General features: G+C 70.6%; 29 protein-coding genes and 1 pseudogene. 28 read left to right on the plus strand and 2 right to left on the minus strand.

Annotation, left to right across the window (positions count from 1 at the left end):
- Nucleotide 1 precedes the first annotated feature (1 nt).
- The 24 genes and pseudogenes from rplP to truA all read left to right on the plus strand — a co-directional run bounded on the left by rplP (nt 2) and on the right by truA (nt 13,439).
- Complete coding sequence (gene rplP, locus KPL59_RS21890; protein ID WP_020622932.1) at nt 2-421, plus strand: 50S ribosomal protein L16; 420 nt, start codon at nt 2-4, stop codon at nt 419-421.
- Entirely contained in the window at nt 421-666 is a 246-nt protein-coding gene (gene rpmC, locus KPL59_RS21895; RefSeq protein ID WP_020622931.1) for a 50S ribosomal protein L29, read from the plus strand. Before rplP ends, rpmC begins: the two co-directional genes overlap by 1 nt.
- Nucleotides 663-950, plus strand: a complete 288-nt coding sequence (rpsQ, locus tag KPL59_RS21900) for a 30S ribosomal protein S17 (protein WP_020622930.1) — start codon at nt 663-665, stop codon at nt 948-950. The genes rpmC and rpsQ overlap by 4 nt, the downstream gene beginning before the upstream one ends.
- Before the next feature lie 8 nt (nt 951-958).
- Nucleotides 959-1,327, plus strand: coding sequence for a 50S ribosomal protein L14 (gene rplN, locus KPL59_RS21905; protein WP_010228481.1), 369 nt, complete (start codon nt 959-961; stop codon nt 1,325-1,327).
- Between the two features lie 13 nt (nt 1,328-1,340).
- Nucleotides 1,341-1,667, plus strand: a complete 327-nt coding sequence (gene rplX / locus KPL59_RS21910; protein WP_043277204.1) for a 50S ribosomal protein L24 — start codon at nt 1,341-1,343, stop codon at nt 1,665-1,667.
- Between the two features lies 1 nt (nt 1,668).
- Nucleotides 1,669-2,232 (plus strand): 50S ribosomal protein L5, encoded by a 564-nt coding sequence (gene rplE / locus KPL59_RS21915; RefSeq protein WP_020622928.1) that lies wholly within the window; start codon nt 1,669-1,671, stop codon nt 2,230-2,232.
- A gap of 4 nt (nt 2,233-2,236) precedes the next feature.
- Nucleotides 2,237-2,422 (plus strand): type Z 30S ribosomal protein S14, encoded by a 186-nt coding sequence (locus KPL59_RS21920; protein ID WP_020622927.1) that lies wholly within the window; start codon nt 2,237-2,239, stop codon nt 2,420-2,422.
- A gap of 121 nt (nt 2,423-2,543) precedes the next feature.
- Entirely contained in the window at nt 2,544-2,942 is a 399-nt protein-coding gene (gene rpsH, locus KPL59_RS21925; protein WP_020622926.1) for a 30S ribosomal protein S8, read from the plus strand.
- Nucleotides 2,943-2,959: 17 nt separating this feature from the next.
- Entirely contained in the window at nt 2,960-3,499 is a 540-nt protein-coding gene (gene rplF, locus KPL59_RS21930) for a 50S ribosomal protein L6 (protein ID WP_020622925.1), read from the plus strand.
- Between the two features lie 44 nt (nt 3,500-3,543).
- Nucleotides 3,544-3,912, plus strand: coding sequence for a 50S ribosomal protein L18 (gene rplR, locus KPL59_RS21935; RefSeq protein ID WP_164514875.1), 369 nt, complete (start codon nt 3,544-3,546; stop codon nt 3,910-3,912).
- Between the two features lie 34 nt (nt 3,913-3,946).
- Nucleotides 3,947-4,582 carry a 30S ribosomal protein S5 gene (rpsE, locus tag KPL59_RS21940; RefSeq protein WP_020622923.1) on the plus strand — a complete coding sequence of 212 codons (636 nt, stop codon included), beginning with the start codon at nt 3,947-3,949 and terminating at the stop codon, nt 4,580-4,582.
- Between the two features lie 5 nt (nt 4,583-4,587).
- Nucleotides 4,588-4,773, plus strand: a complete 186-nt coding sequence (rpmD, locus tag KPL59_RS21945; RefSeq protein ID WP_020622922.1) for a 50S ribosomal protein L30 — start codon at nt 4,588-4,590, stop codon at nt 4,771-4,773.
- 17 nt (nt 4,774-4,790) lie between these two features.
- Nucleotides 4,791-5,231 (plus strand): 50S ribosomal protein L15, encoded by a 441-nt coding sequence (rplO, locus tag KPL59_RS21950; RefSeq protein WP_043277202.1) that lies wholly within the window; start codon nt 4,791-4,793, stop codon nt 5,229-5,231.
- A gap of 280 nt (nt 5,232-5,511) precedes the next feature.
- On the plus strand, nt 5,512-6,822 hold the full coding sequence (gene secY / locus KPL59_RS21955; RefSeq protein ID WP_075310158.1) for a preprotein translocase subunit SecY: 1,311 nt from the start codon (nt 5,512-5,514) through the stop codon (nt 6,820-6,822).
- Nucleotides 6,823-6,951: 129 nt separating this feature from the next.
- Entirely contained in the window at nt 6,952-7,509 is a 558-nt protein-coding gene (locus KPL59_RS21960; RefSeq protein WP_043277190.1) for an adenylate kinase, read from the plus strand.
- A gap of 54 nt (nt 7,510-7,563) precedes the next feature.
- Nucleotides 7,564-8,409 carry a type I methionyl aminopeptidase gene (map, locus tag KPL59_RS21965; protein WP_020622918.1) on the plus strand — a complete coding sequence of 282 codons (846 nt, stop codon included), beginning with the start codon at nt 7,564-7,566 and terminating at the stop codon, nt 8,407-8,409.
- Nucleotides 8,410-8,695: 286 nt separating this feature from the next.
- Complete coding sequence (gene infA / locus KPL59_RS21970) at nt 8,696-8,917, plus strand: translation initiation factor IF-1 (protein WP_010228514.1); 222 nt, start codon at nt 8,696-8,698, stop codon at nt 8,915-8,917.
- A 61-nt stretch (nt 8,918-8,978) separates the two neighbouring features.
- A complete protein-coding gene (gene rpmJ, locus KPL59_RS21975; protein ID WP_020622917.1) occupies nt 8,979-9,092 on the plus strand; it encodes a 50S ribosomal protein L36 in 114 nt (37 codons plus the stop codon).
- A 175-nt stretch (nt 9,093-9,267) separates the two neighbouring features.
- Nucleotides 9,268-9,648, plus strand: coding sequence for a 30S ribosomal protein S13 (gene rpsM, locus KPL59_RS21980; protein WP_020622916.1), 381 nt, complete (start codon nt 9,268-9,270; stop codon nt 9,646-9,648).
- Nucleotides 9,648-10,055, plus strand: a complete 408-nt coding sequence (gene rpsK, locus KPL59_RS21985) for a 30S ribosomal protein S11 (protein ID WP_020622915.1) — start codon at nt 9,648-9,650, stop codon at nt 10,053-10,055. Before rpsM ends, rpsK begins: the two co-directional genes overlap by 1 nt.
- A gap of 17 nt (nt 10,056-10,072) precedes the next feature.
- Nucleotides 10,073-10,678, plus strand: coding sequence for a 30S ribosomal protein S4 (rpsD, locus tag KPL59_RS21990; protein ID WP_043277188.1), 606 nt, complete (start codon nt 10,073-10,075; stop codon nt 10,676-10,678).
- Between the two features lie 90 nt (nt 10,679-10,768).
- A complete protein-coding gene (locus tag KPL59_RS21995) occupies nt 10,769-11,821 on the plus strand; it encodes a DNA-directed RNA polymerase subunit alpha (protein WP_020622913.1) in 1,053 nt (350 codons plus the stop codon).
- A gap of 2 nt (nt 11,822-11,823) precedes the next feature.
- Nucleotides 11,824-12,327: pseudogene (gene rplQ, locus KPL59_RS22000) on the plus strand (50S ribosomal protein L17); the annotation flags it as partial.
- 305 nt (nt 12,328-12,632) lie between these two features.
- A complete protein-coding gene (gene truA, locus KPL59_RS22005) occupies nt 12,633-13,439 on the plus strand; it encodes a tRNA pseudouridine(38-40) synthase TruA (RefSeq protein WP_226362128.1) in 807 nt (268 codons plus the stop codon).
- A gap of 49 nt (nt 13,440-13,488) precedes the next feature.
- On the opposite strand, the gene KPL59_RS22010 is transcribed toward truA, so the two are convergent.
- Complete coding sequence (locus KPL59_RS22010) at nt 13,489-13,959, minus strand: hypothetical protein (RefSeq protein ID WP_226351457.1); 471 nt, start codon at nt 13,957-13,959, stop codon at nt 13,489-13,491.
- Between the two features lie 127 nt (nt 13,960-14,086).
- Between KPL59_RS22010 and KPL59_RS22015 the strand changes: the two genes are divergently transcribed.
- Genes KPL59_RS22015 through KPL59_RS22025 form a run of 3 tightly spaced genes read left to right on the plus strand, consistent with a single transcriptional unit; the run spans nt 14,087 to nt 16,876 of the window.
- Nucleotides 14,087-15,496, plus strand: coding sequence for a cytosine permease (locus KPL59_RS22015; protein WP_226351458.1), 1,410 nt, complete (start codon nt 14,087-14,089; stop codon nt 15,494-15,496).
- Nucleotides 15,493-16,422 (plus strand): isopenicillin N synthase family oxygenase, encoded by a 930-nt coding sequence (locus KPL59_RS22020; protein WP_226351459.1) that lies wholly within the window; start codon nt 15,493-15,495, stop codon nt 16,420-16,422. Before KPL59_RS22015 ends, KPL59_RS22020 begins: the two co-directional genes overlap by 4 nt.
- A gap of 10 nt (nt 16,423-16,432) precedes the next feature.
- Complete coding sequence (locus KPL59_RS22025; protein ID WP_226351460.1) at nt 16,433-16,876, plus strand: nucleoside deaminase; 444 nt, start codon at nt 16,433-16,435, stop codon at nt 16,874-16,876.
- Nucleotides 16,877-16,879: 3 nt separating this feature from the next.
- On the opposite strand, the gene KPL59_RS22030 is transcribed toward KPL59_RS22025, so the two are convergent.
- Nucleotides 16,880-17,533, minus strand: a complete 654-nt coding sequence (locus KPL59_RS22030) for a TetR/AcrR family transcriptional regulator (protein WP_226351461.1) — start codon at nt 17,531-17,533, stop codon at nt 16,880-16,882.
- 133 nt (nt 17,534-17,666) lie between these two features.
- On the opposite strand from KPL59_RS22030, the gene KPL59_RS22035 reads away from it, so the two are divergent.
- Entirely contained in the window at nt 17,667-18,569 is a 903-nt protein-coding gene (locus tag KPL59_RS22035; RefSeq protein WP_226361839.1) for a metal-dependent hydrolase, read from the plus strand.
- Nucleotides 18,570-18,592: the final 23 nt, after the last annotated feature.

Raw genomic sequence — 18,592 nt, forward strand, 5'->3', positions numbered from 1 at the left:
GATGCTGATCCCACGCAAGGTCAAGCACCGCAAGCAGCACCGTCCCAAGCGCAAGGGCATGGCCAGCGGTGGTACCGCGGTCACCTTCGGCGACTGGGGCATCCAGGCGCTGGAGCCGGCCTACGTGTCGAACCGACAGATCGAGTCGGCGCGTATCGCGATCAACCGGCACATCCGTCGTGGCGGGAAGATCTGGATCAACGTCTTCCCGGACATCCCGATGACCAAGAAGCCGGCCGAGGTCCGCATGGGTTCCGGTAAGGGTTCGCCCGAGAAGTGGGTCACGAACGTCAAGCCGGGCCGGGTGCTCTTCGAGATGAGCTTCCCGAACCGCGAGGTGGCGCACGAGGCTCTGACCCGTGCGATCCACAAGCTGCCCATGAAGTGCCGGATCGTGTCCCGTGAGGGTGGTGACATCTGATGGCGAGCAGTGGCAACACCAAGGCCGCCGAGCTGCGCGAGCTCTCCGACGAGGAGCTGGTCGTGCGTGTCCGGGAGGCCAAGGAGGAGCTGTTCAACCTCCGCTTCCAGATGGCCACCGGGCAGCTGGACAACAACCGGCGGCTGCGGGCCGTCCGTCACGACATCGCGCGGTGCTACACCGTCATGCGCGAGCGTGAGCTCGGCCTTTCCGCCGCACCGACCGAGAGTGAGGGCGCGGCGTGAGCAGCGATAACTCGGCTGAGACGAAGAACGAGGAGCGCGGGGAGCGCAAGGTCCGCGAGGGCCTGGTCGTGTCCGACAAGATGGAGAAGACGATCGTCGTCTCCCTCGAGGACCGGGTGAAGCACCCCCTGTACGGCAAGGTCATCCGCCGGACCAGCAAGGTCAAGGCGCACGATGAGGGGAACACCGCCGGTATCGGCGACCGTGTCCGCCTCATGGAGACCCGCCCGCTGTCGGCGACCAAGCGCTGGCGGCTGGTGGAGATCCTCGAGAAGGCCAAGTAGGAGTCGAAGTGATCCAGCAGGAGTCGCGGCTGCGCGTCGCCGACAACACCGGTGCCAAGGAGATCCTGTGCATCCGGGTGCTGGGCGGCTCCGCGCGGCGCTACGCCGGGATCGGCGACGTCATCGTCGCCACGGTCAAGGAGGCCATCCCCGGCGCCGGCGTGAAGCGTGGTGACGTCGTCAAGGCGGTCATCGTGCGCACCAAGAAGGAGAAGCGCCGTCCCGACGGCAGCTACATCCGTTTCGACGAGAACGCCGCCGTCCTGATCAAGGCGGACAACGGACCTCGGGGGACCCGTATCTTCGGCCCGGTCGGGCGCGAGCTGCGCGACCGCAAGTTCATGAGGATCATCTCCCTGGCCCCGGAGGTGCTCTGACATGAAGGCGAAGATGAAGGTCAAGAAGGGCGACACCGTTCTGGTGATCGCCGGCAAGGACAAGGGTGCACGGGGCAAGGTCATCGCGGCCTACCCGGAGCGCCAGCGCGTGCTGGTCGAGGGCGTGAACCGGATCAAGAAGCACACCCGGATCAGCCAGAACCAGCGCGGGGCCGAGAGCGGCGGGATCGTCACCCAGGAGGCCGCCATCCACGTCTCGAACGTGATGGTGTGCGACTCCGACGGCAAGCCGACCCGCATCGGCAAGAAGACCGTCGAGGGCGAGGACGGCACCACCCGCCGCGTCCGGATCTCCAGGCGCAACGGGAAGGAGATCTGAGATGACCACGGCTGAGAAGACCCTGCCGAGGCTCAAGCAGCGTTACCGCGACGAGATCCTCGACAAGCTCCGCGAGGAGTTCGGCTACACCAACGTCATGCAGATCCCCGGCCTGACCAAGGTCGTGGTGAACATGGGTGTCGGTGACGCCGCCCGCGACTCGAAGCTGATCGACGGTGCGCTGCGCGACCTGGCCACCATCACCGGCCAGAAGCCCCAGCTGCGTCGCGCCACCAAGTCCATCGCGCAGTTCAAGCTGCGTGAGGGCATGCCGATCGGTGCGAAGGTGACCCTTCGCAACGACCGGATGTGGGAGTTCCTCGACCGGCTGCTGACCATCGCGCTGCCCCGTATCCGCGACTTCCGCGGCCTCGAGAGCAACCAGTTCGACGGGCGTGGCAACTACACGTTCGGCCTGAACGAGCAGTCGATGTTCCACGAGATCGACCCGGACTCCATCGACCGGCCGCGGGGCATGGACATCACGGTCGTGACCACCGCGACCACGAACGCCGAGGGCCGGGCGCTGCTGCGCCACCTGGGCTTCCCGTTCAAGGAGAGCTGAGCGAATGGCGAAGAAGGCGCTCATCAACAAGGCGAACGCGAAGCCGAAGTTCGCCGTGCGGGGTTACACCCGTTGCAACAAGTGCGGTCGGCCGCGTGCCGTGTTCCGCAAGTTCGGCCTCTGCCGCGTGTGCCTGCGAGACATGGCGCACGCCGGCGAGCTGCCGGGTGTGAGCAAGTCCAGCTGGTGATCCGACCGCCCCGCGTCCGCGGGGCAGCGGATCCGATCGCCGCAGGCCCGCATCGGCGCGGTGCCCCGCACAGGGGCACCGCGCCGGTACGAGGAACCACGGCGGGAAAGAGATATACACCATGACGATGACCGATCCGATCGCAGACATGTTGACCCGTCTGCGGAACGCGAACTCGGCCTACCACGACCGCGTCGTGATGCCCCACTCGAAGCTGAAGGTCGCCATTGCGGAGATCCTTCAGAAGGAGGGCTACATCGCGGCACACCACACCGAGGACGCCGAGGTCGGCAAGTCCCTGGTCGTCGAGCTGAAGTACGGCCGCAACCGTGAGCGCAGCATCGCCGGTCTGCGCCGGGTCTCCAAGCCCGGTCTGCGTGTGTACGCGAAGTCGACGAATCTGCCGCGGGTCCTGGGTGGCCTCGGCATCGCGATCATCTCGACCTCTCGGGGTCTGATGACCGACCAGCAGGCCTACCGGAGCGGCGTGGGCGGGGAAGTCCTCGCCTACGTCTGGTGAGAGAGGGGTAACGAACGATGTCGCGCATCGGAAAGCTGCCCATCACCGTCCCGTCGGGCGTGGAGATCACCATCGACGGCCGCACGGTCACCGCGAAGGGCCCCAAGGGCACCCTCTCGCACACCGCTGTCGAGCCGATCACGATCGAGCGTGACGACGACGGCACGGTGCTGGTGAAGCGCCCGAACGAGGAGCGTGAGGTGCGGGCCTACCACGGCCTGACCCGCTCCCTCGTCAACAACATCGTGGTCGGCGTCAGCGCCGGCTACGAGAAGAAGCTGGAGATCCACGGCGTGGGTTACCGCGTGCAGCTGAAGGGCAAGAACCTCGAGTTCGCCCTGGGCTACTCGCACCCGGTCGTCATCGAGCCGGCGGAGGGCATCACCTTCGCGGTCGAGTCGCCGACCCGGTTCTCGGTCTCCGGCATCGACAAGCAGCTGGTCGGCGAGACCGCTGCCAACATCCGGAAGCTGCGCCGCCCCGACCCGTACAAGGGCAAGGGTGTGCGGTACGCCGGCGAGCAGGTCCGCCGCAAGGTCGGAAAGACGGGTAAGTGATGGCCGAGACGAACGAGACGGTGTCGGGTGCCGCCCGCCGCCGGATGGCGTCCCAGGTGGCGCGCAAGCGCCGCGACTCGCGCATCCGCCGGCACGCCCGGCTCCGGAAGAAGATCTCCGGGACGCCGGTGCGTCCGCGGCTGGCGGTCAACCGCTCCTCGCGGCACATCACCGTCCAGCTGATCGACGACCTGGCGGGCCACACGCTGGCCTTCGCGTCCTCCCTGGACGCCGAGGTGCGTGGCGTCGAGGGCGACAAGAAGGCCAAGGCTGCCAAGGTCGGCGAGCTCATCGCCGCTCGGGCCAAGGAAGCGGGCATCTCCGCGGTCGTGTTCGACCGCGGCGGGCTGGCCTACCACGGCCGGATCGCGGCCCTGGCCGACGCCGCCCGCGAGGGAGGCCTGGAGTTCTGATGAACCAGACCGAGAAGATCGAAGGGACTGTCTGATGCCGGGACGTACGCGGCGTGACGGCGGAGCCCCGGGTGGCAGCGGTGGGAACGACAACCGCAACAACCGGGACCGCCGGGACGGTGGCCGTGGCGGGGCGGCCCAGGACAAGACCCCGTACATCGAGCGGCTGGTCACGATCAACCGCGTGGCCAAGGTCGTCAAGGGCGGCCGCCGGTTCAGCTTCACCGCGCTGATGATCGTCGGCGACGGTGACGGCCTGGTGGGCGTCGGCTACGGCAAGGCCAAGGAGGTGCCGGCCGCGATCGCCAAGGGCGTGGAGGAGGCGAAGAAGAACTTCTTCCGCGTCCCCCGCATCGGCGGCACGATCGTGCACCGTGTGCAGGGTGAGGCCGCCGCCGGCGTCGTCATGCTGCGCCCGGCCTCCCCGGGTACCGGTGTCATCGCCGGCGGCCCGGTCCGCGCGGTGCTGGAGTGCGCGGGGATCTCGGACATCCTGTCCAAGTCCCTCGGCTCCGACAACGCCATCAACATCGTGCACGCCACGGTGGCGGCGCTTCAGTCGGTGCAGCGTCCGGAGGAGGTCGCGGCCCGCCGCGGTCTGCCGCTGGAGGACGTCGCCCCGGCGAGCATGATGCGCCAGCGCGCCGAGGCCGACGCGGCGAAGGTGTGAGCGACATGGCCACATGGAAGATCACCCAGGTGAAGAGCCGGATCGGGACCAAGCAGAACCAGCGCGACACGCTGCGTTCGCTCGGTCTGCGCAAGATCCGGCAGTCGGTGGTGCGTGAGGCGGACCCGCAGACCCGCGGTTACGTCCACACCGTGCGCCACCTCGTGACGGTGGAGGAGGTGCAGCCGTGAGCGAGAACGAGAACTCCGTGATCAAGCTGCACGACCTGCGGCCGGCCCCGGGCTCGAAGAAGGCGCGGACCCGTGTGGGTCGCGGTGAGGGCTCCAAGGGCAAGACCGCCGGTCGCGGTACCAAGGGCACCAAGGCCCGCAAGACGGTGTCCCCGCGCTTCGAGGGCGGGCAGATGCCGCTGCACATGCGGCTCCCGAAGCTCAAGGGCTTCAAGAACCGCTTCAAGGTCGAGTACCAGGTCGTGAACGTCGGCGAGCTGGCCGTCCTGTTCCCGCAGGGGGGCGAGGTCGGCCCGGCCGAGCTGGTCGAGGCGGGCGCGGTGCGCAAGAACCAGCTCGTGAAGGTCCTCGGCGAGGGCGAGCTCTCGGGCGTCGCCCTGACCGTGAAGGCCCACAAGTTCTCCGCGTCCGCGCGCGAGAAGATCTCGGCGGCGGGCGGCTCCGTCTCCGAGCTGTAGGCCCCACCGCACGTCCCCCGGCGCCGTCCGTGGCGCCGGGTCCACCCCAGGTGGACCCGGCCCGTGGGCGGCGCCGAGGCGTTCCCGGGCCGCTGTTACAGTCACGTCCGGACCGAGTGTCCACCGATTACCTGGCGCGCCTCGAGGCGCGCAGCCCCCGCCGGTACACACCGGCCCGGGTGTCCCGCGAGGCGCGGAACGCGCGTCGACCAACCCGGCCGACCCCTCAGGGGCCGGCGCAGGCGGTGTCGGGCCGCCGACGTCGTAGGAGGATCACCGAGTGCTCAGCGCAGTCCGGGCGGCCCTGACCACGCCGGATCTCCGCAAGAAGATCCTCTTCACGCTGGCGATCGTGGCGGTGTACCGGCTCGGGGCGAACATCCCCTCGCCGGGGGTGTCGTACCCCAACATCCAGGAATGTGTCCGTCAGGTCGAGGGCGGCGACAACGCCAGCGTCTACTCCCTGATCAACCTGTTCTCCGGTGGGGCGCTGCTCCAGCTGTCGATCTTCGCGCTGGGCATCATGCCCTACATCACCGCGAGCATCATCGTGCAGCTGCTGCAGGTCGTCATCCCGCGGTTCGAGCAGCTGAAGAAGGAAGGCCAGTCCGGCCAGGCCAAGCTCACGCAGTACACGCGGTACCTGACGATCGGCATCGCCGTGCTGCAGGCCACCGGCTTCGTGGCGCTGGCCGAGCGCGGTCAGCTGTTCCAGGGCTGTGCGCTGCCGATCATCCCGGACTCGTCGGTCTTCACCCTGATCGTCATCGTGATCGTGATGGTCGCCGGGACGACGGTGGTGATGTGGCTGGGCGAGCAGGTCACCGAGCGCGGCATCGGCAACGGCATGTCGCTGCTCATCTTCGCCTCGATCGCGCACCGCATCCCGGCCGAGGGCCGGCTGATCCTGGAGAACTCGGGCGGTCTGGTCTTCGCCGGTGTCTGCGTCTTCGGCCTCGCGATCATCGCGAGCGTCGTGTTCGTGGAGAACGGCCAGCGCCGGATCCCGGTGCAGTACGCCAAGCGCATGGTCGGTCGGCGCATGTACGGCGGCACATCGACCTACCTGCCGCTGAAGGTCAACCAGGCCGGCGTCGTGCCGGTGATCTTCGGCAGCTCGCTGCTCTACCTGCCCGACCTGGTCGCCCGGCTCGCCGGGAACGACGGCGGCTGGTTCCAGCAGTTCGTGCAGACCTATCTCGTCGATCAGTCCAATCCCGTGCACATCGTGTTGTACGTAGCACTGATCATCTTCTTCACGTACTTCTACGTCGGCATCACGTTCAACCCCGACGAGCGCGCCGAGGACATGAAGAAGTACGGCGGGTTCATCCCGGGCATCCGCCCGGGCCGGCCCACCGCGGAGTACCTGAACTTCGTGCTCAGCCGCATCACGCTGCCGGGATCGTTGTACCTCGGTGTCATCGCGGTGCTCCCGAACTTCTTCCTCGGGATCACCGGCAGCGGCCAGAACCAGAACTTCCCGTTCGGCGGCACGGCCGTGCTGATCATGGTCACCGTGGGCCTCGACACCCTGAAGCAGATCGAGAGCCAGCTCATGCAGCGTAACTACGAAGGTTTCCTGCGTTAGGCTCGCCGCAACGTGGCCGAGCGGGAACCCCGGTGCGGGGCCCCGGCCCCGATCGTGGTGCCTCGGGCATCGTGTGCCGGCGAGGACGCCGGCGCCATGGACGACAAGACTTCAGGAGGTCGGGTTCTCGTGCGACTCGTTCTGGTGGGACCGCCCGGTGCCGGCAAGGGGACCCAGGCTGAGCAGATGGCCAAGCGGCTCGACGTCCCGCACATCTCGACCGGGGACCTGTTCCGGGCGAACCTGCGGGACGAGACCGAGCTCGGTCGTGAGGCGAAGCGCTACATGGACGCCGGGGACCTCGTCCCCGACGAGGTGACCGTCGGGATGGTGCGCGACCGGCTCGGCGACGCCGACACCGCCAACGGCTTCATCCTCGACGGCTTCCCGCGCAACGTGGCGCAGGCGGACTCCCTGGAGAAGATCCTGTCCGAGAAGGGGCTGGAGCTCGACGCCGTCGTCCAGTTCGACGTCGACGACGAGGTCGTGGTCCAGCGGCTGCTCGGCCGCGGCCGCAGCGACGACAACGAGGACACCATCCGCAACCGGCAGCGGGTCTACCGCGAGGAGACCGCTCCGCTGCTGGACCACTACCGTGACCGGCTGGTCACGATCGACGCCGTCGGCGAGATCGACGAGATCACCGACCGGGTCTTCTCGGCGCTGCAGAACCGCAACGACGGCTGAGGACCCGGAGGGGTGCCGGAACCGGCACCACGACGGGAACCGAGGGAAGAGCACATGAACGGTCGCGGCGGCATCCGCGGGGCGATCGCCCGTTACCGGGGTCGGGACATCGAGCTCAAGACCCACGGGCAGCTCGAGGCGATGCGGGTGGCGGGCGCGCTGGTCGCGGCCACGCTGGCCGCGGTCACCGAGCACGCGAAGCCCGGGGTGAGCACGGCGGAGCTCGACGCGCTGGCCGAGCAGACGATCCGCGACGGCAACGGTGTCCCCTCGTTCCTCGGCTACCACGGCTTCCCGGCGAGCATCTGCGCCTCGGTGAACGAGCAGATCGTCCACGGGATCCCGTCGCCGAAGCAGGTGCTCGCCGACGGCGACCTCATCTCGGTGGACTGCGGCGCGATCGTCGACGGCTGGCACGGCGACTCCGCCGTGACCATCGCCGTCGGCGACGTCGCACCCGCCGACCTGGCGCTGTCAGCCGCCTGCCGCGGCGCCATGGACGCCGGCATCCTCGCCGTCCGCGACGGGGCCCGGCTGACCGACGTCTCCTACGCCATCCAGGAGGCGTGCCGGGCCGCCGCCGAGGCCGACCGCGCCGACTACGGGATCGTCGCCGAGTACGGCGGCCACGGCATCGGGACCTCGATGCACATGGACCCGTTCCTGCCCAACCACGGCGAGCCGGGCAAGGGCCCGCGGCTGCGCCCCGGCATGGCCCTCGCCGTCGAGCCGATGCTCGTCGCGGGGGATCCGGACACCCTGGAGCTGGAGGACGGCTGGACGGTCGTCACCGCGGCCGGCGGCCGCGCCGTGCACTGGGAGCACACCGTCGCCGTCACCGAGGACGGGCCGTGGCTGCTGACCGCGCCCGCCGGAGCACCGGACCGCCCCGGCGCCTGAGCGCCGCCCCACCGGAGCCCGACGCGCTCCGCGCGGGTACTGGTCCGTGACCGGGCCGGTCCGTTACCGTCGGCGACCCGGACGTCTACCACGCCGGTCACCCCCGCCTGCGCCGGCCTCGCACGGCCTCCGTACACTGGACCTTCGGCGCGTCGTGTGACGTCCGCTCCGTGTGCTCCGTGTATCCCACAGTGTTCCCGGTCCGGCTCCGTCCGCGCGCGCCGAACCGGTCGTCGGCACCGCTGTCGATCGGGGCAACCGACACCTGTCACGGATAGCGGAGGACATGGCCAAGAAGGACGGGGCGATCGAGGTCGAGGGCCGGGTCGTCGAACCCCTGCCGAACGCGATGTTCCGGGTGGAGCTGGAGAACGGCCACCGGGTGCTCGCACACATCAGCGGGAAGATGCGCCAGCACTACATCCGGATCCTTCCGGAGGACCGGGTGGTCGTCGAGCTGTCGCCCTACGACCTGAGCCGCGGCCGCATCGTCTACCGCTACAAGTGACGACCAGCTCCACCACGGTCGGTCGCGAGACCCACAAGAACGACACACAGAGGCAGACGACGTGAAGGTCAAGCCGAGCGTCAAGAAGATCTGCGACAAGTGCCAGGTGATCCGCCGTCACGGCCGGATCATCGTGATCTGCTCGAACCTGCGCCACAAGCAGCGCCAGGGCTGAGCAGAGCGGTACCGGTCGCGATCCTCTGATCGCGCAGCAGAAGCCCCCGATGCACCTGCCGGGCCACACGGGCCCGGTAGCACCCCCGGAACCAGGCCGGGGCCCGTTCAGCTCAGCGGCGGAACGGGACGGGCATCGGGAAGACCTGGGACGACAAACAAGGAGACAACGCCGCATGGCACGTGTTGCCGGCGTCGACCTCCCCCGCGAAAAGCGGTTGGAGATCGCGCTCACCTACATCTTCGGGGTCGGACGGACCCGGTCCAAGGAGATCCTCGAGGCCACGGCGCTGAGCCCCGACCTCCGGTCTAAGGACCTGACCGACGAGGACGTCAGCAAGCTCCGCGAGTACATCGAGGCGAACCTGCAGGTCGAGGGTGACCTGCGCCGTGAGATCCAGGCGGACATCCGCCGGAAGATCGAGATCGGTTCGTACCAGGGCATCCGTCACCGTCGCGGCCTTCCGGTCCGCGGTCAGCGCACGAAGACCAACGCGCGCGGCCGCAAGGGTCCGAAGAAGACCGTCGCCGGTAAGAAGAAGGCAGGTAAGAAGTAATGCCGCCCCGCGCACGTCAGGGTGCCGGACCCAAGAAGGTCCGCCGTCGCGAGAAGAAGAACGTCGCGCACGGTCACGCCCACATCAAGTCCACGTTCAACAACACGATCGTGTCGATCACCGACCCGACCGGTGCCGTCATCGCCTGGGCCTCGTCCGGGCACGTCGGCCTCAAGGGGTCGCGCAAGTCGACGCCGTTCGCCGCGCAGCTGGCCGCCGAGAACGCCGCCCGCAAGGCGATGGACCACGGCATGAAGAAGTGCGACGTCTTCGTCAAGGGCCCGGGCTCGGGCCGTGAGACGGCGATCCGCTCGCTGCAGGCAGCCGGCCTCGAGGTCGGCACCATTTCCGACGTGACCCCGCAGCCGCACAACGGCTGCCGCCCGCCCAAGCGGCGCCGGGTCTAGGGGAAGGGAGAACCACCATGGCTCGTTACACCGGCCCCATGACCCGCAAGTCCCGCCGACTGAAGACCGACCTCGTCGGCGGCGACCAGGCGTTCGAGCGTCGTCCTTACCCGCCCGGCCAGCACGGCCGGATCCGGATCAAGGAGACCGAGTACCTCCTGCAGCTGCAGGAGAAGCAGAAGGCCCGCTTCGGCTACGGCCTGCAGGAGAAGCAGCTCCGCGCCTACTACGAGGAGGCGCACCGCCGGGAGGGCAAGACCGGCGACGAGCTGCTGCAGATCCTTGAGTCGCGCCTCGACAACGTCGTGTACCGCGCGGGCCTCGCCCGCACCCGGCGCATGGCCCGTCAGCTGGTGAACCACGGCCACTTCCTGGTCAACGGGAAGAAGGTCGACATCCCCAGCTACCGGGTGTCGCGCTACGACATCATCGATGTCCGGGACAAGTCGCGGAACACCGACCCGTTCGTCATCGCCAAGGAGACCCAGGGCGACCGCCCGGTCCCGGCGTGGCTGCAGGTCGTCCCGTCGACCCTGCGGATCCTCGTCCACCAGCTGCCCGAGCGCGCTCAGATCGACACCCAGGTCACCGAGCAGCTCATCGTCGAGTTCTACTCGAAGTAGCTCGACACGCCGCCGCCCCGCAGGGAGGGGCGGCGGTTCCTCTGCGACATCAAATAGCGGTTGTCGCAGGTGCGAAGGAGGCACACACCCATGCTGATCTCTCAGCGACCCTCACTGTCCGAGGACGTCGTCACCGAGACCCGGTCGCGGTTCGTCATCGAGCCGCTCGAGCCGGGCTTCGGCTACACCCTCGGGAACTCCCTGCGCCGGACGCTGCTGTCGTCGATCCCCGGCGCCGCCGTCACGTCCATCCGGATCGACGGCGTCCTGCACGAGTTCACCACCGTGCCGGGGGTCAAGGAGGACGTCACCGACATCATCCTCAACCTCAAGGAGCTCGTCGTGAGCTCCGAGGAGGACGAGCCGGTGACGATGTACCTGCGCAAGCAGGGCCCGGGTGCGGTCACCGCGGGGGACATCGTCCCGCCCGCCGGTGTCACCGTGCACAACCCGGACCTGCACATCGCCTCGCTCAACGACAAGGGCCGGCTCGAGGTCGAGCTCGTCGTCGAGCGCGGCCGCGGGTACGTCCCGGCGATGCAGAACAAGGCCACCGGTGCCGAGATCGGCCGGATCCCGGTCGACTCGATCTACTCGCCGGTGCTGAAGGTGACCTACAAGGTCGAGGCCACGCGAGTCGAGCAGCGCACCGACTTCGACAAGCTCATCCTCGACGTCGAGTCGAAGCCGTCCATCACCCCGCGGGACGCGCTGGCCTCGGCCGGCAAGACCCTGGTCGAGCTGTTCGGCCTGGCCCGCGAGCTGAACGTGGACGCCGAAGGCATCGAGATCGGCCCCTCCCCGCAGGAGGCGGACACCATCGCGGCGTTCGCGATGCCGATCGAGGAGCTGGACCTCACGGTCCGGTCCTACAACTGCCTCAAGCGCGAGGGCATCCACACGGTCGGCGAGCTCGTCGGCCGCAGCGAGGCGGACCTGCTCGACATCCGCAACTTCGGCGCCAAGTCGATCGACGAGGTCAAGATGAAGCTCGTCGGCCTCGGCCTGGCCCTCAAGGACAGCCCGCCCGGGTTCGACCCGTCGGCGGCGGCGAGCGACTACGGCGTCGACGGTGGGAGCGGGTTCGACCCGGACACCTTCGGTGACGACGGTCAGGACTACGCAGAAACGGAGCAGTTGTAGCCATGCCCCAGCCCACCAAGGGTGCCCGCCTCGGCGGGTCACCCGCGCACCAGCGGCTGATCCTGGCCAACCTGGCGACCTCGCTGTTCGAACACGGCCGGATCACCACCACCGAGGCCAAGGCCCGGAGGCTGCGTCCGTACGCGGAGCGGCTGATCACCAAGGCCAAGGCCGGCGACCTGCACAACCGGCGCGAGATCATGAAGGTGATCCGCGACAAGTCGGTCGTGCACCGCCTCGTCACCGAGATCGGCCCGTTCTTCGCGGACCGCAACGGTGGCTACACCCGGATCACCAAGACGATGCCGCGCAAGGGCGACAACGCCCCGATGGCGGTCATCGAGCTGGTCCAGCAGAAGACGGTCACCGACGAGGCCAACCGTGCCCGTCGCGCGGCCGCCTCGCAGGAAGCCCCGGCCGCGGCCGAGGTGACCGAGGCCAAGATCGAGCAGGCGCAGGCCGACTCGACCGCGGCCGCCGAGGAGCTGAAGGCGTCCGAGACGTCCGAGGCGCCCTACGGCGAGGGCTCGCACGCCCCGCTGGAGGACCCGGCCGAGGCCCCCGAGGGCTTCGAGATCAAGGGCAACGAGGACTCGAAGCTCTACCACGTCCCCGGCTCGGCGTTCTACGACCGCACCGTGGCCGAGGTCTGGTTCGCCACCGAGGAGGCCGCCGAGGCGGCCGGCTTCGCGAAGCCGGCGTCCCAGCAGGGTTCCGACTCCTGATCGGTCCGCACCACTCCGATGAGCCCGCCGTCACCGACGGCGGGCTCATCGGCGTTTCCGGTGTTCCGGGTCCGGGCACCGTGCGGCTGCGACTCGACGTCGCCTACGACGGCGCCGACTTCTCCGGGTGGGCGCAGCAGCCGACCCGGCGCACCGTGCAGGGCGTGCTCACCGAGGCACTGTCGACCGTGCTGCGCACCCCGCTGCGGCTCACCGTCGCCGGACGTACCGACGCCGGGGTGCACGCCTCAGGGCAGGTCTGTCACGTCGACCTCCCGGCGACCCTCGCCCCGCAGATCGACGGTCTGCTGCGGCGGTTGAACCGGCTGCTGCCGCCGGACGTGCGGGTGCACGACCTCGGGCAGGTGCCCGACACCTTCGACGCCCGCTTCTCCGCGCTGCGCCGCCACTACCGCTACCGGGTCACCACGGCCCCGTTCGGTGCCGAGCCGCTGCGGGCGCGGGAGACCGTCGCCTGGCCGTACCCACTGGACCCGGAGCCGATGAACGCCGCCTCGGCGCTGCTGCTGGGCGAGCACGACTTCGCCGCGTTCTGCAAGCGCCGCGAGGGCGCGACGACCGTGCGCGCGCTGCAGCGCTTCGACTGGTCGCCGGCGCCGGGTGAGCCGGGTGTGCTCGTCGCGGCGGTCTCGGCGGACGCGTTCTGCCACTCGATGGTCCGCAGCCTGGTCGGCGCGGTGTTCGAGGTCGGCCGTGGTCGCAGGCCCGTCGACTGGCCCGCGGGGCTGCTGCGCCGCGAGGTGCGCGCCTCCGAGGTGACCGTCGCGCCGCCGCACGGCCTGTCGCTGACCGGCGTCGACTACCCCGCCGACGACGAGCTCGCCGCCCGCGCCGAGCGGACCCGGCGGATCCGGGTGCCGGGCGAGGGCTGAGCAGGCCCCGTCGCGACCGGCCCGGATGCGCGGACGGGGGCGTGCGGCCTCAGCCGATCGGCCGCACCCACGCCGGGTGCGGCGGCCCGGCGACGCGGTGGGTCCGGCGGGCGTCGAGCGCCAGGGCCACGCCCAGCCACACCAGCGACACCGACCAGCCGAGCAGGGCCAGCGAGCCGAGGACGTACAGCGGCTCGGTCGGCCCGGCGGACAGCCCGGCGGACTCGAGCAGCACCGACAGCGGGGCGCGCTCGGAGTCCTCGCTGTCGCCGAAGTCGGGCATCAGCAGCCCGCCGGCGAGCAGGAAGCCGGCGCAGGCGAGGAACGGGGCGGTCACCGCCGGGGTGAGGACGCGGCGTCGGATCACGGTCAGCGACAGGACCGTCGGCACCGTCAGCAGGGCCGGACCCACCAGGGTCATGATCAGGATGATGAGGAACCAGCCCGGTGCGGTGAACCGCAGGGCCACGAAGGCCAGGAGGGCGCTGGCCTGCAGGGCCACGTTCAGGTACGTCCGCATGCCGACGATCGTGGCGGACCGGGCCCGCCGGCGGAATCCGCAGGACTACCGACCGGACGGCCCAACCCGTGTCAACAGTCGGTTACCGAGGTTCCGTCCCGGGTGTCCCGGGAGTCAGAGTGACCCGATGACCACCGAGAACACCGTCGGCGTGGCCGCGGACCGCGGGTACGGCGACCGCATCGTCGCCGTCGAACCGGGCTCCACCGAGCCCGTACCGGACTCCGAGCGGCACGGCAGGCCGCGCCAGCTGTTCTGGACGTGGACCTCGCCGAACCTGGAGTTCGCGACGATCTTCGTCGGCGTGCTGTCGGTGACGGCGTTCGGGCAGACGGCGATCGCGGCGATCGCGGCGATCGTCGTCGGGAACCTGCTCGCCGCGATCGCCCACGGGATCCTGTCCGCCCGCGGACCGGCCGCCGGGGTGCCGCAGATGGTGCTGGGGCGGCTCGCCTTCGGTCACCGCGGCAACGCGCTGCCCGCCGCCCTGATGACGATCACCTCGGGCTTCGGCTGGTTCGCGGTGAACAGCGTCAGCGCCGCGTTCGCGCTGTCGGCGATCACCGGCGGCGGGACGGTCGCGTGGCTGGTGGCGGTGGTCGTCGTCCAGGTCGCCGTCGCGTTCTTCGGGCACAACCTGGTGCAGGCCTTCGAGCGGCTCGCGTTCCCGCTGCTCGCGCTCGTGCTCGGGGTCGGGGCGGTGCTGGTGCTCCTCGGGTCGGACCCGGGGGCGGCCGCGTCGCCGGACGGGGTGGGCGGGGTCGGCGGGTTCCTGCTGACCGTCGGCGCCGTGGTCGGGTACTCGGCGGGCTGGAGCCCGTACGCCGCCGACTACTCCCGCTACCTGCCCCGCTCGGTGTCGGCGCGCGCCACCGGTCTCGCCGCGGGCGGCGGCCTGTTCCTGTCCACCACGGTGTTCATGTCCGTCGGCGCGGCGTCGGTCGGGGCGGCGGCCGCGGCCGGGCTCGACTCGGACAACCCCGTCGCGAACTACACCGGCCTGCTGCCCGGCTGGCTGGCCGTGCTGACCCTGGTCGCCATCGCGGTCGGGGCGGTCGCGGCGAACGTCCTCAACGTCTACTCGGGGGCGATGGCGTTCCTAGCCCTCGGCATCGACGTGCCGCTGGCGCGGGCGCGTGCCGTCGTCGCGCTGGCGTTCGGGGCGGTCGGGTTCGTGATCGCGCTGGTCGCGCTCGGCGACGCCGCGGCCGGGTACGAGGCGTTCCTGCTGGTCGTCGTGTACTGGGTCGGGCCGTGGCTCGGCGTGGTGCTCACCGACCAGTGGCTGCGCCCGACCGACCTCGATCTGCTCTACGACCGCACGTACCGCAACCACGCGGGCCCGATCGCGCTCGGCGTCGGCGTCGTCGTGTCGGTGCTGCTGTTCGCCAACCAGGAGCTGTTCACCGGGCTGGTGCCGCGATTGCTGCCCGGGATCGGCGACGTGACCTTCCTGGTCGGGCTGGTGCTCTCGGCCGGGCTCTACGCGCTGCTGGTGCGCCGCACCGCCGTCGCGACGCACGGGGGGACGCGGTGACCGCGCTCATCCCGACCGTGGACCTGGCCGCGCCGGCCCCGGCCGCGGTGGACATCGCGTTGCAACGGGCCGGGTTCCTGCAGGTCGTCGGGCACGGTGTGCCGGACGCCGCGGCGCAGGCGGTGCGGGCCGCGGCGCGCGAGTTCTTCGCGCTGCCCGAGCCGGTCAAGCACGGCTACGCGGTCGGCGTCGGCGGACGGGGATGGCTGCCCCCCGGTGTCGAGGCCAACGACCGCGTCGAGGGCGGCGACTCCCCGCCCGACCTCAAGGAGTCCTTCGCGGTGGGGCCCTTCGCGCCGACCGGTGACCCGGACGTCGACGCGGTGTGGTTCCCGCCGAACGTCTGGCCGGAGCAGGTCCCGGCGCTGCGGGAGGCGGTGACCGCCTACTGCACGGCGATGACCCGCGTCGCCGGCGCGCTGCTGGAGCTGTGTGCGGGAGCGCTCGGGCAGGAGCCGTCGACGCTGCGCGACCTCGCGACCCACCCGACGTGGACGTTCAACATCAACCGCTACCCGCCGATGACCGAGACCGGGACACCGCTGCCCGGTCAGTTCCGGATCGGCCCGCACACCGACTTCGGCACCGTCACCCTGCTCGACCGGGAGCCCGGGGCGGGTGGGCTGCAGGTCGACGTCGAGGGGCACGGTTGGACCGACGCGCCGTACACCCCGGGTGCGCTGACGGTGAACGTCGGCGACCTGCTCGCGCACTGGACCGGGCACCGCTGGCGGGCCGGGCGGCACCGGGTGCTGCCGCCGCAGACCCACGCGCCGACCGAGGACCTGGTGTCGTTGGTGTTCTTCTTCGAGCTGGACCACGACGCCGTCGTCACGCCGCTGGCGCCGCCGCTCGGGCGCACGGCGCTGGAGCCGGTGGTGTCCGCGCCGTTCCTGCGCGAACGCCTCGACGCGATCTCGGTATAGGTTCGCGCGCATGGATCCGAGCTGGCTGGACGTCGCGGTGGAACAGGCCATGGCCGGGCTGGCCTCGGGGGGCATCCCGATCGGCGCCGCACTCGTCGGACCGGACGGGGAGGTGCTCGGGCGCGGCCACAACCGTCGCGTGCAGGACGGCGACCCGACGGTGCACGGCGAGACCGCGGCGTTCCGCGACGCGGGCCGCCGTCGCGACTACCGGTCCACGACGATGGTCACCACGCTCTCGCCCTGCTGGTACTGCTCGGGGCTGATCCGGCAGTTCGGGATCGGCGCGGTGCTCGTGGGGGAGGCCCGGACCTTCCACGGCGGCCACGACTGGCTGGCCGAGCACGGGGTGCGCGTGCAGGTGCTCGACGACGCGCGTTGCGTGGACATGATGACCGCGTTCGTCGCCGAGCGCCCCGACCTGTGGAACGAGGACATCGGCGTCGCGGAGTAGTGCTCAGCCCGCCGTGAGCGGGACGTCCGGGTCGAGCTCGATCGCGACCTCGCGCAACGCCGCGTCGAGCACCGACCAGACCCACCGGGCGAGGTGCTCGGCGAGCTCGTCGAGCGGCAGCGGGTCCGTCGAGGAGAGCCAGCGCTCGGTCGCCCCGTCGACCAGTCCGACCGCGCCCGCGGCCAGCGGCGCCGCGACGGTCGCGGGCAGCCCGGGGTAGCCCCCGGTCAGCAGACCGGTCATCCGGTCGGCGATGCGGTGCCGGATGTCGGTGACGGCCGTCGTGACCCCGGCGGCGCGCAGCACGTAGCGGTAGAGCTCGGTGTGCGCGGCCAGCCACCGCACGTGCGCCGCGATGGCGGCGACGAGCATCTCCCGCGGCGTCCCGCGCGGGCTCCACACCGGTGCGAGCGCCTCGGAGTAGAGGCCCAGCGCGGCCTCGGCGATCGCGCCCTGCAGGTCCTCCAGGCCGTCGAAGTGCCGGTACAGCGCGGGCCGGGGGACCCCGGCACGACCGGCGATCTGCTCGGTCGTGGCCTCCGGTCCGTGCTCGGCGATCGCGGCCATCGCGGCCTCGACGACCTCGGCCCGCCGGGCCGCCCGCTGCCCGGCCCAGCGGCGGGCGCGGCCGTCGCCGGGGGTCACGGATCCGTTCACCCGGCCATCATCCCGCTCCTGGTTGACACCGCGCCCGGCGCCACCCATGATCGGCCAGTAAGGGGTACGCGATGTACGGGATACTTTCTGTACCAGATGCGACCCGCTCGTCGACGACGACCGGAGGACCGACGTGACCGAGACGGCGACCAATGACGGAACCGGCGCACGTCCGCGCAGGCTGACCGGCGGCGACGTCGGCATCCCGCCGCGCCACCTGGACTTCCGGCTGCCCGAGCAGATGGCCCGCTGGGCCTACGCCGACAACGCGACCGCGACGCTGTTCCTCGCGATGCTCTCGGCGATCTTCCCGCCGGGGGAGGACTTCTTCGTCCGCTCGGTGATCCACTTCCGGGACCGGGTGACCGAGCCCGAGCTGCGCGCCAGGGTCGCCGGGTTCACCGCGCAGGAGGTCATCCACAGCCGCGAGCACGACCGGCTCAACGAGGCGTTCCGCTCCCGCGGTTTCCCGGTGCACGTGCCGGAGGCCGCGGTCGCGCTCGCCCTGAAGGTCCTCGACCGCACCTCCCCGCGTCAGCAGCTCGCCTGCACCGCGCTGATGGAGCACTTCACCGCGGTGATGGCCGAGGACATCCTCGGCAGCGACGAGTTCGCCGAGCGGGTGCACGCCGACATCCGCGAGCTGTGGCACTGGCATGCGCTCGAGGAGCTCGAGCACAAGTCCGTGACCTGGGACGTCTACGAGCTCATCGGCACCGACGGCCCCGAGCGCGGCCGGGCCGCACCGCTGGTCGTCGCCACCGTGCTGCCCGCGGTCGTGTTCGGGTGGGTGTACCTGCTCGTGCAGCAGGGCGTCTGGCGACGGCCGCGGGACCTGCGCGAGGGCTACCGCCTGTTGTTCGGCCGTGGCCAGTTCCTGCGCCGCGTGCTGGGCCGGATGCCCGTCTTCGGGCACCCGCGCTTCCACCCCGACCGGCACGACACCCGTGAGCTGGAGCAGCGCTGGCGCGACGCCCTCTTCGGCGAGGACGGCGCCCTGGCCGAGCAGTTGCGCCGTCCCCTCCGCGAGGCCTGACCCGGCCCCACGGCCGCGGCACC

It is taken from the genome of Pseudonocardia sp. ICBG1142 (assembly GCF_020496255.1).
In the GTDB taxonomy this organism is placed as follows: Bacteria; Actinomycetota; Actinomycetes; order Mycobacteriales; family Pseudonocardiaceae; genus Pseudonocardia.